This is a genomic window from Nitrososphaerales archaeon (assembly GCA_032906765.1).
In the GTDB taxonomy this organism is placed as follows: domain Archaea; phylum Thermoproteota; class Nitrososphaeria; order Nitrososphaerales; family Gagatemarchaeaceae; genus DASPPF01.
Window position 1 is genome coordinate 17,665 of the sequence record JAJTZB010000005.1, and the last position, 14,959, is coordinate 32,623.

Sequence of the window (14,959 nt, forward strand, 5' to 3'; positions counted from 1 at the left end):
TCAGAGCCCGAAGCGACTCAGTATCAATGCGAAGTTGTTGACCACCGGATACCCGAATTCGACGAGGGCGACGGCAGCGAAGAGGAGAACGACGAAACAGAAGGCAATGTTAGCCCTATCCCATCTCGGTCTCTGGTAGACATACACGAGAAGGAAGATCAAGGCAATCCCGGCTTTCTCGGCCGCGAAGCCGGCCACTCCGTAACTGTGGAGGAGCGCGACAGTCATCGGGTCAGACTCGGAGAGTCAGACGCCAAGGCCGACCCTGTTGTGGTGGCATCAAGGACGTTTGCTACAGCTGTCGCTATCAGCAGCACGGAGACGACGAGTGAAAATGGGCGTTTCCTTACAACGTCTTGAAACGCCGACATCAGACCGGCCAATTGCATCCGTTGACCCGTTAAGACATATAAAGCGGTTCGCTCGGTCGAGCCAAGCTCGGGATATGGGGTTCAGAGATTTCCTGAAGTCAGTAGGCGCCATATTCAGGCTGTCCCACAAAAGCGACCGGGAGGAGTACATGCTCTACCTGAAGCTGGTCAGTCTAGGCATAGCAGTAGTCGGCGTCATTGGCTTCCTCATCAAACTCGTCGGCAACCTCTTCTTCGGGTGATTATACAATGAGCGAACAAGAGCAGCAGCGGTCCAACCCAATCTTCCCAATCAAGACCACCGGCGGCCAGGAGAGGACTGTTGCCACCTTCGTCGCCCACAGGGTAGTCCAGAAGAAGATACCCATCTACTCGATCCTCGCCTTGGACACCTGGAAGGGTTACGTACTCTTCGAATCGGCTTCAAGCCAAGCGGTCGATGAGAGCATCCAGGGCTTCAAGCACGTGAGAGGGAAGATCCCAGGCATGATGCAGTACTACGAGGACATCCAGAAGTTCCTGGTGACGAAGTCAATGGTCGCGGAGTTGAACGAGGGAGACACAGTCGAGATAGTCGCCGGGCCGTTCAAGACGATGCGGGCGAAGATATCGCGGCTCGAGAAGGAGAAGCAGGAGGTCACGGTCGTGCTGCTGGACACGCCCTACCAGATGCCGATTACAATAGAAGGTGGGTACTTAAAATTGGTAGAGCGTGCGAAGACGGAACTCCCGAAGTGATGATCGATGGGAGACAAGAAGACCATTAGCGCCCTCGTGACCGGCGGAGAGGCGAACGCGGGACCGCCGCTGGGCCCGGCCCTAGGCCCTCTGGGTGTCAACGTCCTAGGCATCGTCAACGAGATCAACAAGCAGACGGGAGACTTCAAGGGGATGAGGGTGCCAGTCAAGATTGAGGTCGACCAGGAGACAAAGAAGTTCACGATAACCGTCGGCACTCCGACCACGTCTGCCCTTATAGTCAAGGAGGCTGCCATCCCGAAGGGTTCGTCCAAGCCAAACTTGGAGTTCGCTGGCGATCTGACCGTGGACAAGGTCGTCGCCATCGCGAAGAGCAAGATGGCGGGCTCCTACTCTGTGTCTGTCCGTTCGGCCGTGAGGGAGGTCGTCGGAAGCTGCGTCAGCATGGGAGTGAAGGTCGAAGGGAAGGACCCCAGGGAGTTCATGAAGGAGATTGACGCCGGCAAGTGGGACTCGAAGCTACAGTAGCCCAGAGGACGGCAGGTTCTGTCAACTTGACGAGGCATGCGACGGATTGTAAACCATCGGGCCACAAGCCAACTTGCTGGCATCGACTCTGAGGATTACCGGCTTCGTCGGGTTCCCCTTCATTGCTTCACCTGCCAGCCCTTTCTCACCAGCTTGCACAGACACTTGTTGCAAGCGACTGCCCGGCCGGGGAAGGGAACTGGCGAACCATGCCAGCCCCCTCAGTGACAGGACTACCGCCGCGTTGGCGTCCCTATCCACCCATGTCTTACACGGCTGACACCAGAGCATCCTCCGATGCACGATATCGCCCTTCTCGGGTCTGCGGAGCCTCTCCCCGCATGCGTGGTGCACCATTGAGGATCCATAGGTCTCAGCCTTTGTAAGCGGAATCAAGGTCACGCCCTTCCATGTGGCCTTGTACTCCAACATTCGGTGTACCTTTCTGTACGGCCACGAGTTCAACCTGAACCTGTAATCGGGCCTCGGCGCGTTCCCCTTCCGGTACATCCTGCTGATACCGGTGAGGTCTTCCACCGCGAGCGCCGCCCCGCTCTTAGCTGCGAGGTCGATGGTTAAGTTCGCCGCGGCGTGAAGCATCTGGTTCGTCCTGTCGGTAGCTCTCTTCCAGTATTTCGAGGCCAGCTTCCTCCCCACCCTCACGTCGTTTCTCTTGAACGAACCTAGTATCTCCCGTGTCGTTTGCTTAATCCTCACCGTCTCGGACATGTCGATTTGCACGACCCCATCTCGGTTCCCGAATGTCAGGTTCTTCTCGTTCCTGTCGACGCCGTACACAATACGGACTTCGATTGGTTCGACCTTCCCTGAAAAGCAGAGCGAAAGCGAGTCAGGCGTTATCGTGAGGCTCCTGACCTTCGTGCCAGCGAGCTTCTCTTGGAGGTGGTGATTGAGCTGGACGTCTGTATACTTATCTCGCTTCAGGGGTATGAAGAGCCTGCCCTTGGCTGAAATGAAGAAACCAGAGGTGATGCAGATCATCCGCCTGAGAGGTTGATGATGGCTGACTATCACGCGCCTCTTCTCGCTCTTCTCTCTGCTCTTCAGTACTGCGCATGCCCTCGTTATCGCAGCGACCTTGTAGCATGAGGGGAGGTCTGTCTCCCTGAGCGAACGGTAGAACTCCTTCATTCCCTTCCTGTTGGTGATTCTATTCTGCCGTCCGTAATGGACGGCGTTGTAGGTCATGGTCAGGCAGTCACCGAGGAGGGTGTCGAGAGCATCGTTCCGGCTGGGCTGCGTGGCGGACTTGGTCGCTTGCAACACCCAATCAGAGGGAAGCTGAATATAACGCCCACGAAGGTGATGGATACTTTGCGGAGCCTGGCCCAACACTTTACAGCCAATAACGTGGCCCACAGACTTGAAAGAGCGGGCGGCACAACGCTTTTAATCTCTGCAGGATGGCTCGGTTCGGAATCCGTGGATAGAGGTTGCTCTCAAATCAGCAGCTCGCAGAACTGGTCAAGAAGGGAAAGGAACAGTCAAAGGAGAGGAAGTTCCCCCAGTCCATAGAGGTAGTGCTGACTCTCAAGGAAGTCGACCCCAAGAAGACTGACCTGAACATCAACGAGACGGTCCACCTGCCCCATCCTACCTCGAAGCAGGCAACAATCTGCTTCATCGGCACCGGCGACATGGCCATCAGGGCGAAGAACGCAAAGGTAGATGCGGTAATCGACCCGTCCCAGCTGGAGAACTATGCGGGCAGCAAGAAGGACGCGAAGAAGCTCGCCAGGACCTACGACTTCTTCCTCGCGGACACTGCGCTCATGCCGCGAATAGGGAGGATTCTGGGCCAGTCCCTTGGCCCGAAGGGTAAGATACCGACGCCCGTCCCTCCGAACGCACCCGTCGAGGCGATAATCCAGAGGATGAGGACGGCAATCAGGGTCAGGAGCAGGGGTTCGCTTGGCGTCGCCGCGAAGGTGGGCGAGGCCAGCCACTCGGATGCCAACTTGGCGGAGAACATACTTGCTGTCGTGCAGGCGGTAGTGAAGAAGCTTCCGAACGGCGACAGGAACATCAAGACGATTATGGTCAAGACGACAATGGGCAAACCTGCCAAGCAGGCGGCCGAGTGACCATGAGCGAAACCGTTCAAGTCCACAAGCCGAACCCGAAGAAGGAAGCCACGGTGGAGAAGGTAGCAGAGCTCGCCAAGAAGTATCCTGTACTCGCGATCACAAACCTCTCGAAGGTAAGGGCGACCCAGTTGATGGCGATCAGGAAAGCGCTCAGGGGCAACGCGGAGGTCTTCGTCGTGAAGAACAAGCTTGCAGAGAGGGGGCTGAAGAAGGCGGGCATCAAGAACGCCGACCAGCTCATCGGCCACCTGACGGGCCAGAACGCCCTCATCTTCTCGACCTACGACCCGTTCAAGCTCTTCCTCACTCTCGACAAGAACAAGGTCTTCCTCCCAGCTAGGGCAGGGGACGTTGCGCCTGAGAACATCATGGTCCCGGCTGGCAACACCAGCCTGCCTGCCGGTCCAGTGCTGAGCGAGTTCAGGGAGGCTGGGATTCAGACCAAGATCGAGGCAGGCAGCATCTGGGTCAACAAGGACTCGGTCGCAGTGAAGAAGGGCGCAGTGATAACGCCCAAGCTGGCCAGCCTTCTCTCCAAGCTGAACATCAAGCCGATCAAGGCTGGCGTCTCGATAGCCCTGGCGTACGAGAGCGGCCTGATCTACGCCGGCGACCTCGTGGCCATAGACCTGGAGAAGTACAGGCAGAGCCTGGTCCAGGCGTATACCTCTTCAAGGGGCTTGGCAATATTCATCGGATACGTAACAAAGGAGACGGCCCCGGAGATAATCGCGAAGGCCTACAGGGAGGCCATGAGCCTCGCGGTGGAAGCTGGCTTCATGACCCCGGAGACCACTCCGAGGATTCTCGCAAAGGCGGAGGTCGAGGCCTCAGCGCTCGCTGCGAAGGCAAAAGAGAAAGGGTACAAGTAAGGCAAAAGCGCTCGCCTCCCCAACACCCACCCAACCCTAGCGCGGCTTCTTCACCTCGACGACGAGCGGCTGCAGCACTCCCATTGCAGGCTCCGTCGTTCTTGCTTCGAAGCGAGCCTTTGCCCTCGGATAGTACGCGTCAAACCCGAACTGAAGCCCCCACCAGAAGCCGCAGAGAGACATCAAGCCGTAGAGCGGAAGCATCTGGTAGAATCCATACGCGGGGGCAGCGTTGTTTCCGACAGCAGTCAAGATCAAGAGGTTCAATGGCAGGAGCAGTATCAGGTCGAAGAGGACAGCTCCCAGGAATCCGGTCAGTGCGATTATCGCCCATGTGTGGCCGATTATGTCCCGGTCCCAGATGTCGAATCCCAGCATGGCGAAGTGTTTTCCCAACTTGACGTACGTTCTGAACCGACAATAGAAACATGGAGCAACTGCGCGAGCACCGTCACTCTCCCTGCGAGTTCCCTAGGAATGCAGTGTCAATATGACGGACTTGACCTCATAGCCCACGCTGGGCCAACGGAGAAATGCGAGAAAAAGTCGGTCTCTTCTATCCGAAGAGCGACGCGAGGCCCTGCAAGGCCTCCTCTTCCTTCTTCTCCTCTTCCTTTGGCTTCTCTTCTGCCTTCGCAGCAGGAGCTCCTGCTGCCGCCGCAGCTGCCGGCGCGACCGCCATGGCAGCCGCGTTCTTCAGAGCCTCGTCGATGTTGACCTCGCTCAGAGCGGAGGCCAGAGCCTTGATCTTGACCGCGTCGGGGGTCGTCCCGCTGGCCTTCACTACGTTCGTGAGGTTCTCCTCGTTGACTGGCTTACCCAGCTTGTGCAACAGCAGAGCCGCATAGACGTATTCCATCTTGATTCGCAGACAGCCGCCCGAGCCTCAATATTTAAGAGGTTCGCCAGAGAAATCTCTGAATGAAGTTTGAATCAGCCCTCCGGCCTCAAGGGTAAGCGCGTCCTGGTGACCGCGGCGAGCAGGGGAATCGGGTTCGGGGCCGCGAAGGCCTTCCTGCAGGAGGGTTCGAGAGTCGTAATCAACTCCTCAAATGGGGCCAACCTCTCCGCGGCCGAGAAGCAGCTCCGAGGGCTTGGCGAGGTCCACGGCGTCGTCGCAGACCACATGGCCGAATCCGACCTGGACAGGCTCGTCGACGAGACGAAGAAGCTTCTCGGCGGGATCGACGTCCTCGCCTACGTCGCGGGCCCCCCGCCCGCGGGGACCTTCATGGAGAAAGATTACCGGGACTGGAGGGCGGCAGCCGACCTCCTCATGGTCGCTCCCGCGCACCTAGCTCGAAGGGTGGCCGCGTTGATGATCGACTCGGGCACTCGGGGTAACATGGTCTTCGTCTCCTCCTTCACAATCAGGGAGCCTGTCCTCAACCTCGCGACGTCGAACGTGGCCAGGGGCAGCATGCTCGGGCTGGTGAGGAGCCTAGCCAGGGAGCTCGGACCGAAGGGCATACGCGTCAACGGCGTCATCCCGGGCTACATCGACACAGACAGACTAAGGAAGGTTATCGACGACAGCGCGGCAAGGACGAAGGTCTCTCGCGAGCAGGCAACGGCAGAGACTGTGGCGCAGATTCCCTTGGGCAGGCTCGGAACGGCCGAGGAGATGGCCGCTGTCATCACCTTCCTCGCTAGCGACAGGGCCTCCTACGTGTCAGGCGCGACAGTCCCCGTGGACGGGGCTTACCTCCACTCTGTGGGGTGAACCGCTAGCCGCGGTCCGGGGGCAGTGTCTCCGGATGGTAGTCCTGCCTCTCCGGAGTAAAGAAGTCGATTATGACACTCAGTTGCTTCTCGTCTGTCCTCAGCTCGTGCGTGATGCCCGGCGGGATGTAGTAAGAGTCGCCCTTCTTCATCCGCCAGACCGAATCTCCGACCCAGAAGTCTCCCCCTCCTTCGAGGAAGACGCCGAACTGAGCGTGCGGGTGGGAGTGAAGCGGAAAGACGCTCTTGGGCTCGATCCTATAGAGAACCATCATCCCCACAGGCGAGTGTGTCAACACCCTCCTCTTGACGCCCTTCATGATCTCATGCCAAGCCTCTGGCTTGTCCTCCCAGAGCGCTGCCTTTAGGAACTCGTCCTCAGTCTTCTGCCCCTTCTGCATACGTTGTCCCTACCCGCCGAGACCAGCCTTTGATATATGCTGATTGCCGAACAGCCGCAGGGCCGCTCCCAGAGCTTAAATCGAGTCGCGCCGTGAATCGGGGCGTGTTCCTCGACAGGGTGGCCAACTCCCCCACCCTCCAGATGGTCAACCTCGTCCTCCAGAAACAAGCAGCGGGCGAACGCATCGTCTCCCTTGCAATAGGGGAGCCCTCGTTTAACACACCCCGCGAGATCGTGGACGTAGCGTACGAGGCGATGAAGGCTGGCGAAGTGCACTACACATCTTCTTACGGAACTGCGGAGGTGAGGGGAGCCATAGCGAAGAAAGTCAGAAAGAAGAACGGGATAAACGCCGAGCCCGCGAACACCATCTTCCTCACAACCAAGTTCGCGGTCTACGCCTCGCTCATGGCGGTTGTGAGGAGCGGCTGCGAGATCCTCATGCCCGACCCTGGCTACTTCTACAGCGAACCTGTCATCTTGGCGGGAGCGAAGCCCAGGTATTATAGACTCGGCGCAGACTTTTCCCTGAACGTCGACCTGATCAGAAAGCAGATCAACGCGCGCACGCGTGCGGTCATCATCAACACTCCGTCCAACCCGACCGCGAGGGTCTTCGGGAGGAGCGAGCTCAAGGAGCTCTATGACCTCTGCAGGGAGAAGGACGTCGTGATAATCAGCGACGAGGCGTATGAAGACCTGGTCTACAAAGGAAGCCACTTCTCTGTCGGCTCACTCGAGAGGAAGCCTAGCCAGGTCATCTCGCTCTTCAGCCTCTCCAAGAGCTACGCGATGACAGGGTGGAGGGCAGGCTATGTTGTCGGGAGCACCAGGAACGTTTCGCGGATCTGCAAGTTCCTCGAGAACACCTACACTTCCTACCCACCATTCATCCAGAAAGCATCCGCCTACGCCCTGACCAACGGCGACCGCTTCATCTCCGGGTTCCACGCGGAGCTGGCGAAGAGAAAGAAGCTGGTGGAGGAGGGGCTCGAAAAGATCAAGGGAGTCGAGCACTACACGGCGGACGGCGCGTCCTACCTCTTCCCTAGCTACACTGCGCGGCAGAAGTCGATTGCGCTCTCCAAGAGGATACTTCAGGAGCAGGCCCTGGCCGTCCTCCCAGGGGCTGCCTTCGGACCGCACGGGGAGCGCCGGCTGAGAATCTCCTTCGCCGGTGCCCCAGAGACGCTGGAGGAAGGCATCGACAGGTTGGCACGCTTCTTCTCTGGCTTGAACCCCTAGGCTGGCGCGCAGAACCGAAAGAGCCGTTCATCAAAACCACTCCGAACGGAAACTCACGCCGTTCACTGGTGGGGGGAGCGAGGTCTTGGCGCTTAAATGGTTCTCTGTGCTCTTCCTTCGTCGGTTGGGAGAATGCAGCGCGTCATCCTTCTTCAAACAGAAGCCACCTCCGCCAAGCAGAAGATCCTCTCCACGTTCGAGGAGGCTGCCACAGCCGAAGCCAATCGCCTCCTCTCCGAGCGGCTGAAGCATCGGAGATTCAAAGACTTCTGGCATGGTGTCGGTTCCGAGTCCAAGAGGCTCACCGGGTTCGGCAGCCAGGTCGTCTGCGACCTTGCCAGGGGCACCTGGAAGAAGCAGATAGAATGCGAAAGAATGGATGGCGTGACAGTGAAGTTCAACGTCCCCCGCAACTGCAAGACGTTCAAGACCAGAGGGTTCACCTTCGTCGAACTCGGTCTCTACCCCAAGAAGAGGATTGCTGTCCCGATCAGGAAGAACCGCAACTGGCAGCGTTTCTCCGGGCTGCTCGGTTCTGGCTGGGCGTGCAAGACCTTCGGGCTGACTCCTGACCTGCAGGTCGCGGCGCACCTCTACAAGGCCGACGCTGTGGCGCCCAGAAGGAAGAACGTCCTCGGAGTAGATGTCAACAGCAAGTGCTTTGCAGTGAGTGTGCTCTCTCCTGAAGGCAGGGTCTTGAGGCAGCTATATCTCGGCAAGGACATCTGGGAGAGGCGGAGGAAAATGTTCGAGCGCAAGAGCACACTCCAATCTTACGCCGACCTTGGCAGCCGTTCTGCCACGAAGAAACTCAGAGCGGCAAAGGCCAGGGAGCACAACTTCGTCAAGAACAGGATCGGCGAGGTTGTGAGAGACGTTACGACCCTCGCGCTCAGGCATGATGCTGAGGTCGCAATCGAGAGCCTCAGACGCTTCAGTCCCAAGGGGAAGCGGTTCAACCGCCAAGTGATGCGAATCCCCTTCTACGCTTTCAGACGGAACCTCGAACAGAGATGCTTCGACAAAGGTATCACGCTGAACACGGTCGATAGCTGGCACACGTCCAAGTGGTGTCCCCACTGCGGTGCAGTCGGGAGAGGGCATGCAAGTGACAACTATTCCCTGTTCAGATGCAAGTGCGGCCTCGTCGTCAACAGCGACAGGAAGGCCAGTCTGGCCATAGCCGCGAAATCCCTGCTGGAGCGAGGGAGTTCTCCCAACCAGATAACGACCTTCAGTCTTTCCGGCAGGAGAGTGCCCGTAAACGCGCTCCTCCGTCCGTCTCCGATGGCCCAGAGCCAAATGGCTGTGCCTCTGTTGACTCTGGAGAGGGGAAAGCCCGCGAGCTTCAGCCGTGGGTAGTTTACAGTTTATCTACTCGGGAGGTCGGAGCAACCTCGAAAAGTGAATCCACCGTTTGAATGAAAAGAAGGAGGTTCTGAGGGCAAAGTTCTCAGCCGACTACAAGCGCTACTACATGGTCGACCTCTTCAAGAGGGAGGGCTTCATCAGGAAGCGGTGCGAGAACTGCGGCAAGTTCTTCTGGACTCTCGACGAAAACAGGAAGAGGTGCGACGACCAGCCGTGCTCTCCCTACTCGTTCATCGGGGACCCGCCCACCAAAAAGAAGTTCGACGCGGTCGGCGCGTGGAAGACGATGGAGCGCTTCTTCGTCAGGAACGGGCACGCCAGCGTGAAGCGCTACCCAGTGGTTAGCAGGTGGAGGCCTGACCTCTATTTCACAGTGGCCTCGATCATAGACTTCCAGAGGGTCGAGGGAGGGAAGGTCGTCTTCCAGCTCCCAGCGAATCCCCTAGTCGTCCCGCAGATGAGCCTCCGCTTCAACGACATCCCGAACGTCGGAGTCAGCGGGAAGCATTTCACGTCCTTCGTCATGGTCGGACAGACTGCCATAGCGGACAAGGAAGGGTACTGGAAGGACAAGTGCATCGACCTTGACTTCAGGCTGATGACGAAAGAATTCGGAATCGACGGCGAAGAGATAACTTTCAACGAGGACGTTTGGCTTGGATACGGCGCCTTCGGCTACTCCCTCGAGTATTTCGTGCGCGGGCTCGAGCTAGGCAACGCCGTCTTCACAGCCTTCGAGGGCACTCCGACGGACTACAAGCCGCTGAAGCACGGCGTCGTGGACATGGGCGCCGGGCTGAACAGGTTCACCTGGCTCACCCAAGGTACACCCACTGCGTACGACGCAAACTTTGCCTACATCCTCAACAAGATGAACAAGGTCTGCAAGGCCGAGGTCGACAGGAACCTGTTCCTGAAGTATTCCAGACTCGCAGGCACGATGAACGCAGACGAATTCGGCTCGCTGTCAGAGCAGCGCGAAGTCATAGGGAAGCGGCTCGGGGTCGACGCGAGAAGTCTCGAAGAGCAATTCGCACCGCTCGAGGCGATGTACGCGATAGCGGACCACGCTCGAACGCTTCTCTTCGGCGTTGCTGATGGCATGCTCCCGAGCAACTCGGGCGGCGGCTACAACCTGAGAATCCTCTACAGGAGAGCGATGAACTTCATCGAGCACTACAGGTTCCCCCTGACGATAACCGATGTAGTCAACTGGCACGTCGATTATCTCAGGAGCATGTACCCCGAGCTGGAGGAGCACCGCGCGGATGTGGCCGAAGTCCTCGGGGTCGAGGAGTCCAGGTACTCATCCTCTTCGGAGAGGGTGTCCAAGCTCGTCTCGACCATCTCCTCCCAGACCAAGTCTGTCTCCACAGAGGACCTGATCCGGCTCTACGACTCGGACGGCGTCACGCCGGAGCAGCTCATCGAAGCGGGTGCCGAGGTAACTATGCCGGAGGACTTCTACGAGAAGGTTCAGGCTAGGCACCTCACGCGCAAGTTCGAGGAGCCGAAACCCCAATTCGAAGTGGGGAATGTGAGGCCGACGAGGCTGCTCTACTACGAGGAAGAGACGCCGATGGACTTCCGAGCGAAGGTGCTGAAGGTCTTCCAAGGACAATATGTCGTCCTCAACAGGACGTCCTTCTACCCAAGGGGTGGCGGCCAGGAGCCGGACAAAGGCACGATAGGGAACGCCAGGGTTGTCGACGCCGAGAAGTACGGCGACATCGTGATTCACAAGGTCGAGGGGAAGGCGCCGCGAGCAGGCGCGCTGGTGGCTTGCCACGTCGACTCGAGGCGCAGGAGAAGGATAATGCAAATCCACACGGCCACACACATCCTCAACGGCTCGGCCAGACAGACCCTCGGCCCCTGGGTCTGGCAGCACTCTGCTTTCAAGGAAGAAGACTACGGGAGGATAGACATCACGCACTTCTCCCACCTGAAGCCGCAGGAGGTGCAGAAGATTGAGGACCTCGCCAACGACGTTGTGAGGAAGAACATGTCTGTCAAGACGACCTCCATGCCGAGGGGGGATGCGGAACAGAAGTACGGCTTCAGGCTCTATCAGGGCGGGGTCGTCCCTACCAAGCTGCTGAGGGTCGTCGACATCGGCGGCTGGGACATCGAGGCGTGTGGAGGGACGCACACGCGGACGACAGGCGAGGTAGGTCTGGTCAAGATAACGAAGGTTGAGAGGATTCAGGACGGTGTCGAGAGGCTGAACTTCGTGGCGGGCGAGGCGGCGATAGAGTACATGCACGCCATGGACTCGAGCCTCGAAGAGCTCTCCACCGTCCTGGGGACGCAGAGGGAGAACCTGTCCAAGGTCGCCCGCTCCACCGTCCAAGAGTTGGAGGCAGCGAGGTCGAGGGAGAAGGCCCTTAGCGAGGCGCTCGTGGAGTCTTCGACGTCTCAGGTAATCGCCTCGGCGAAGAACCTGGGCTCAGCAAAGCTTTATGTCGCCGAGCAGCCATCGTTTGGCGAGGATCAGATTATTGCTCAGGGAGAGAAGTGCGTCTCCGCGGAACCTTCCCTGATCTACGTTACAGTCTTCTCCACGCAAAAGACGGCGCGCGTAATCTGCTTCGTCGGCTCTTCGGCAAGGAAGGCAGGCTTCTCCGCCAGCGACATAGTGAAGAGACTGGCTCCGATTCTTGGAGGCTCGGGCGGAGGCTCCGCTTCGTTCGCCCAGGGAGGGGGCCCGCTGCTTGAGAAGGTCCACGAAGCCGCGTCCTCTGCCGAAGGTCTAATCGCCAAGGCAGGGAGCTGAGAACCATGGGGAGGACGGAGGAGTACTGGCTCAAGGTATGGACAGACAAGCGTGTCTTCGAGCCGGACCCTGTCGCGGGCAAGAAGAAGTCGTTCGTCACCGTCCCTTTTCCCTACATGAACGGGCCCGTCCACGTTGGGACGGCTTTCACCGCTGCCAGGGTCGAATTCTACGCCCGCTTCAAGAGGATGCAGGGATACAACGTTCTCTTCCCTTATGCTTGGCACTGGACGGGGCAGAGCATCGTCGGCCTCAGCCACAGGCTCCAGGGCGGAGACAAGAACGCCAGGAAAGCGTTCGTGGATGTGGACGGCGTGCCGGAGAAGGAGGTTGCCAAGTTCGTTGACCCCGAGTACCTTGCATCCTACTACACCAAAGTAAGCCGCCAGGTGATCAGGGACACAGGTTTCTCAATAGACTGGAGGAGGGAGTTCAGGACGGTCGACCCCACCTACAAGAAGTTCGTCGAGTGGCAATACCTGCGCCTGCGCGAACTAGGCTACGTCGTGCAGGGCACCCATCCGGTCGTCTGGTGCTCCTTCGACAAGAGCCCTACGGGCGACCACGACAGGATGGAGGGAGAGGGCGTCTCTCCGGACGAGTTCAACCTGATCAAGTTCCACCTGGGAGAGTTCGCTCTCGTAGCAGCGACGCTTAGGCCTGAGACGATCTACGGCGCGACGAACCTATGGGTCAACCCGGATGAAGAGTACTCCGAGGCGAGGGTAGATGGGGAGCTGTGGGTGGTCAGCTCCTCAGCTCTGACAAGGCTGGCCGAGCAGAAGCACGACGTCACACCGGTCCGTTCCTTCAAGGGCTCCGAGATGGTCGGGAAGTACGCCATGGCGCCGCTGACAGGCAAGTCCCTTCCAATCTTGCCTGCCAGGTTCGTCGATGCCGCCCTTGCCACAGGCGTGGTCTACAGCGTTCCCTCGGACGCGCCGTACGACCTCGCCGCCCTCAGGGACATCCAGCAAGGAAGGTATCAGGTCGCGAGACAGGTGAAGGAGCTGGCCGACTCAGTCAAGCCACTCTCCATCATCGCTCTGAAGGGACACTCCGCGCTCCCCGCAGAGGACGCTGTCGCGAAGTCAGGCGCCGTGGACTCGACCGACGCCAAGCTGGACCACGCAACAGCAGAGCTCTACAAAGAGGAGTTCCACAGGGGAGTGATGAAGGAGGGGTCCGGCCCGCTCTCCGGCCTGAGTGTGAGCGAGGCCAAGGAGAAGGCCGTTGAGCTGCTCTCCAAGACGGGGCGACTCACGAAGATATTCGAGCTGCCCGAGAAGGTTGTCTGCAGGTGCGGCACAAGGTGCTACGTCAAGATACTCGAAAACCAATGGTTCCTGAACTACTCCAACCCTGAGTGGAAGGCGAAGACAAGGGAGCTGATCGAGAAGGCGAAGGTCCTGCCCCCAGAGTCCCGCGAGTGGTACTACTCCACCATCGAGTGGCTGAAAGACTGGCCCTCCACGAGAAGGTCCGGGATGGGGACAAAGCTCCCTTGGGACAAGGACTGGATAGTGGAGACACTCAGCGACTCGACCATCTACATGGCGTACTACACGCTGAGCAAGTTCGTGAACAAGGAGAAGGTGGCACCAGAGAACCTGACTCCAGAGGTCTGCGACTACGTCTTCCTGGGCAAGGGGAGCCCGGCGAACGTCGCGAAGGCTGTCAAGCTGACTGAGAAACTGCTGAAGGAGATGCGCACGGAGTTCACCTACTGGTACCCAGTCGACCTCCGCAACTCGGCCAAGGAACTCATTCCAAATCACCTCACCTTCTTCGCCTTCCACCACGCTGCCCTCTTCCCTGAGAAGCTGTGGCCCAAGGGCTTCAGCGTCAACGGCATGATCCTGATCGAGGGGAAGAAGATGAGCAAGACCAGGGGCAACTTCGTCACCTGGAAGACCGCTCTCCAGAAATACGGCCCTGACGCCTACAGGCTGGCCCTCGCGCTCACCGCGGACGGGATGGACGACGCAGACTGGCGGGCGAGGAACGCAGAGGACGCAAAGGTCAGGGTAGAGGCGATCATCCCGTTCGTGAAGAAGAGCCTTAAGGCCTCGGTGAAGAGGGAGAAGAACCAGCTCGACTCGTGGCTGCTCTCCACCATGAACAGGAGGATCGACGCCATCACGCAGGCGATGGAGGAGGTCAAGATGCGCAGGGCAGCGGCCCTAGCACTGCAGGAAGTGTGGAACGACGTACGCTGGTACATCCACAGGAGCGACAAGTCGAGAAAGCAGACCCTGACTGACGTCTTCATCGCCTGGGTCAGGTTGATTGCCCCGTTCACTCCCTTCGTCGCGGAGCAGCTGAACCACGAGCTGGGCGGCAAGGGCCTGGTCTGTCAAGCCGACTGGCCCTCTCTGAAGGACTTCCCAATCGACGAGGAGGCTGAGCTCTCCGAGATAGTCGTCAACAGGGTTTTGGACGACGCCAGGAACGTCCTCAAGGTGGTCAAGGGCCCGAGGTCGAAGTTGAACGTCTACGTCGCGTCCAATCCCGCCCGCAGCTACTTCGTGGAACTTGTGAAAGCGAAGGCGAAGAACGGGGGCGTCGGACCTGTGGTCAAGAAGTTCGTGGGGCTGAAGATTCAGCCAGACCGTGTCTTCAAGCTGCAGTACGAGCTCGGCGAGGAGCTGCTGGGGAGGTTCCTCTCGCAGAACAAGTTCGACGAGCACAAGACGCTCGCTGCGGCCGCTGGTTTCATGTCGGAGGAGCTTGGCATCGAGGTTTTTGTCCAGAAGGCAGACGACCCGAAGCTGCATGACCCGGGAAAGAGGGCAAAGGACGCTCTGCCGATGAAGCCCGCCTTCTACATCGAGTGACTCTGTACTCGAAAAAAGATCAGGACG

General features: G+C 58.9%; 15 protein-coding genes. 10 read left to right on the plus strand and 5 right to left on the minus strand.

From position 1 onward, the window contains the following. Positions 1 to 228, minus strand: coding sequence for a hypothetical protein (locus LYZ69_06355; GenBank protein ID MDV3278072.1), 228 nt, complete (start codon positions 226 to 228; stop codon positions 1 to 3). A 217-nt stretch (positions 229 to 445) separates the two neighbouring features. Between LYZ69_06355 and LYZ69_06360 the strand changes: the two genes are divergently transcribed. The 3 genes from LYZ69_06360 to LYZ69_06370 are packed head-to-tail and all read left to right on the plus strand — an operon-like array spanning position 446 to position 1,598. Further along, positions 446 to 613 (plus strand): protein translocase SEC61 complex subunit gamma, encoded by a 168-nt coding sequence (locus tag LYZ69_06360; GenBank protein MDV3278073.1) that lies wholly within the window; start codon positions 446 to 448, stop codon positions 611 to 613. A gap of 7 nt (positions 614 to 620) precedes the next feature. After that, entirely contained in the window at positions 621 to 1,109 is a 489-nt protein-coding gene (locus LYZ69_06365; protein ID MDV3278074.1) for a transcription elongation factor Spt5, read from the plus strand. Positions 1,110 to 1,115: 6 nt separating this feature from the next. Further along, positions 1,116 to 1,598 (plus strand): 50S ribosomal protein L11, encoded by a 483-nt coding sequence (locus tag LYZ69_06370; GenBank protein ID MDV3278075.1) that lies wholly within the window; start codon positions 1,116 to 1,118, stop codon positions 1,596 to 1,598. Positions 1,599 to 1,619: 21 nt separating this feature from the next. Here LYZ69_06370 and LYZ69_06375 read toward each other — a convergent pair whose 3' ends face one another. After that, a complete protein-coding gene (locus LYZ69_06375) occupies positions 1,620 to 2,882 on the minus strand; it encodes a transposase (protein ID MDV3278076.1) in 1,263 nt (420 codons plus the stop codon). Positions 2,883 to 3,052: 170 nt separating this feature from the next. Here LYZ69_06375 and LYZ69_06380 point away from each other — a divergent pair, with 170 nt between their 5' ends. Together LYZ69_06380 and LYZ69_06385 are read left to right on the plus strand one after the other, a co-directional pair. Beyond that, the gene (locus tag LYZ69_06380; protein ID MDV3278077.1) at positions 3,053 to 3,703 is read left to right on the plus strand and encodes a 50S ribosomal protein L1; all 651 of its coding nucleotides are present in this window, start codon (positions 3,053 to 3,055) and stop codon (positions 3,701 to 3,703) included. Between the two features lie 2 nt (positions 3,704 to 3,705). Then, a complete protein-coding gene (locus tag LYZ69_06385; protein ID MDV3278078.1) occupies positions 3,706 to 4,578 on the plus strand; it encodes a 50S ribosomal protein L10 in 873 nt (290 codons plus the stop codon). Between the two features lie 36 nt (positions 4,579 to 4,614). Here the strand turns inward: LYZ69_06385 and LYZ69_06390 are convergent, their stop codons facing one another. Further along, a complete protein-coding gene (locus LYZ69_06390) occupies positions 4,615 to 4,974 on the minus strand; it encodes a hypothetical protein (protein MDV3278079.1) in 360 nt (119 codons plus the stop codon). Between the two features lie 160 nt (positions 4,975 to 5,134). Further along, complete coding sequence (rpl12p, locus tag LYZ69_06395; protein MDV3278080.1) at positions 5,135 to 5,437, minus strand: 50S ribosomal protein P1; 303 nt, start codon at positions 5,435 to 5,437, stop codon at positions 5,135 to 5,137. A gap of 69 nt (positions 5,438 to 5,506) precedes the next feature. Here rpl12p and LYZ69_06400 point away from each other — a divergent pair, with 69 nt between their 5' ends. After that, positions 5,507 to 6,301, plus strand: coding sequence for an SDR family oxidoreductase (locus LYZ69_06400; protein MDV3278081.1), 795 nt, complete (start codon positions 5,507 to 5,509; stop codon positions 6,299 to 6,301). Between the two features lie 4 nt (positions 6,302 to 6,305). Here the strand turns inward: LYZ69_06400 and LYZ69_06405 are convergent, their stop codons facing one another. Continuing rightward, positions 6,306 to 6,701: a cupin domain-containing protein gene (locus tag LYZ69_06405; GenBank protein ID MDV3278082.1), complete on the minus strand. Its 396-nt coding sequence runs from the start codon at positions 6,699 to 6,701 to the stop codon at positions 6,306 to 6,308. A gap of 104 nt (positions 6,702 to 6,805) precedes the next feature. On the opposite strand from LYZ69_06405, the gene LYZ69_06410 reads away from it, so the two are divergent. The 4 genes from LYZ69_06410 (at position 6,806) to leuS (ending at position 14,932) form a co-directional block, all read left to right on the plus strand. Next, positions 6,806 to 7,948, plus strand: a complete 1,143-nt coding sequence (locus LYZ69_06410; protein ID MDV3278083.1) for an aminotransferase class I/II-fold pyridoxal phosphate-dependent enzyme — start codon at positions 6,806 to 6,808, stop codon at positions 7,946 to 7,948. Positions 7,949 to 8,080: 132 nt separating this feature from the next. Then, complete coding sequence (locus tag LYZ69_06415) at positions 8,081 to 9,310, plus strand: zinc ribbon domain-containing protein (protein MDV3278084.1); 1,230 nt, start codon at positions 8,081 to 8,083, stop codon at positions 9,308 to 9,310. Between the two features lie 55 nt (positions 9,311 to 9,365). Next, positions 9,366 to 12,095, plus strand: a complete 2,730-nt coding sequence (alaS, locus tag LYZ69_06420) for an alanine--tRNA ligase (GenBank protein ID MDV3278085.1) — start codon at positions 9,366 to 9,368, stop codon at positions 12,093 to 12,095. Positions 12,096 to 12,100: 5 nt separating this feature from the next. Beyond that, a complete protein-coding gene (leuS, locus tag LYZ69_06425; protein ID MDV3278086.1) occupies positions 12,101 to 14,932 on the plus strand; it encodes a leucine--tRNA ligase in 2,832 nt (943 codons plus the stop codon). Positions 14,933 to 14,959 lie beyond the last annotated feature (27 nt).

Bases quoted from the DNA above. Each gene is read 5' to 3' on its own strand.
- LYZ69_06355 (MDV3278072.1), bottom strand. From the start codon at position 228: ATGACTGTCGCGCTCCTCCACAGTTACGGAGTGGCCGGCTTCGCGGCC.
- LYZ69_06360 (MDV3278073.1), top strand. From the start codon at position 446: ATGGGGTTCAGAGATTTCCTGAAGTCAGTAGGCGCCATATTCAGGCTG.
- LYZ69_06365 (MDV3278074.1), top strand. From the start codon at position 621: ATGAGCGAACAAGAGCAGCAGCGGTCCAACCCAATCTTCCCAATCAAG.
- LYZ69_06370 (MDV3278075.1), top strand. From the start codon at position 1,116: ATGGGAGACAAGAAGACCATTAGCGCCCTCGTGACCGGCGGAGAGGCG.
- LYZ69_06385 (MDV3278078.1), top strand. From the start codon at position 3,706: ATGAGCGAAACCGTTCAAGTCCACAAGCCGAACCCGAAGAAGGAAGCC.
- rpl12p (MDV3278080.1), bottom strand. From the start codon at position 5,437: ATGGAATACGTCTATGCGGCTCTGCTGTTGCACAAGCTGGGTAAGCCA.
- LYZ69_06405 (MDV3278082.1), bottom strand. From the start codon at position 6,701: ATGCAGAAGGGGCAGAAGACTGAGGACGAGTTCCTAAAGGCAGCGCTC.
- LYZ69_06415 (MDV3278084.1), top strand. From the start codon at position 8,081: ATGCAGCGCGTCATCCTTCTTCAAACAGAAGCCACCTCCGCCAAGCAG.
- leuS (MDV3278086.1), top strand. From the start codon at position 12,101: ATGGGGAGGACGGAGGAGTACTGGCTCAAGGTATGGACAGACAAGCGT.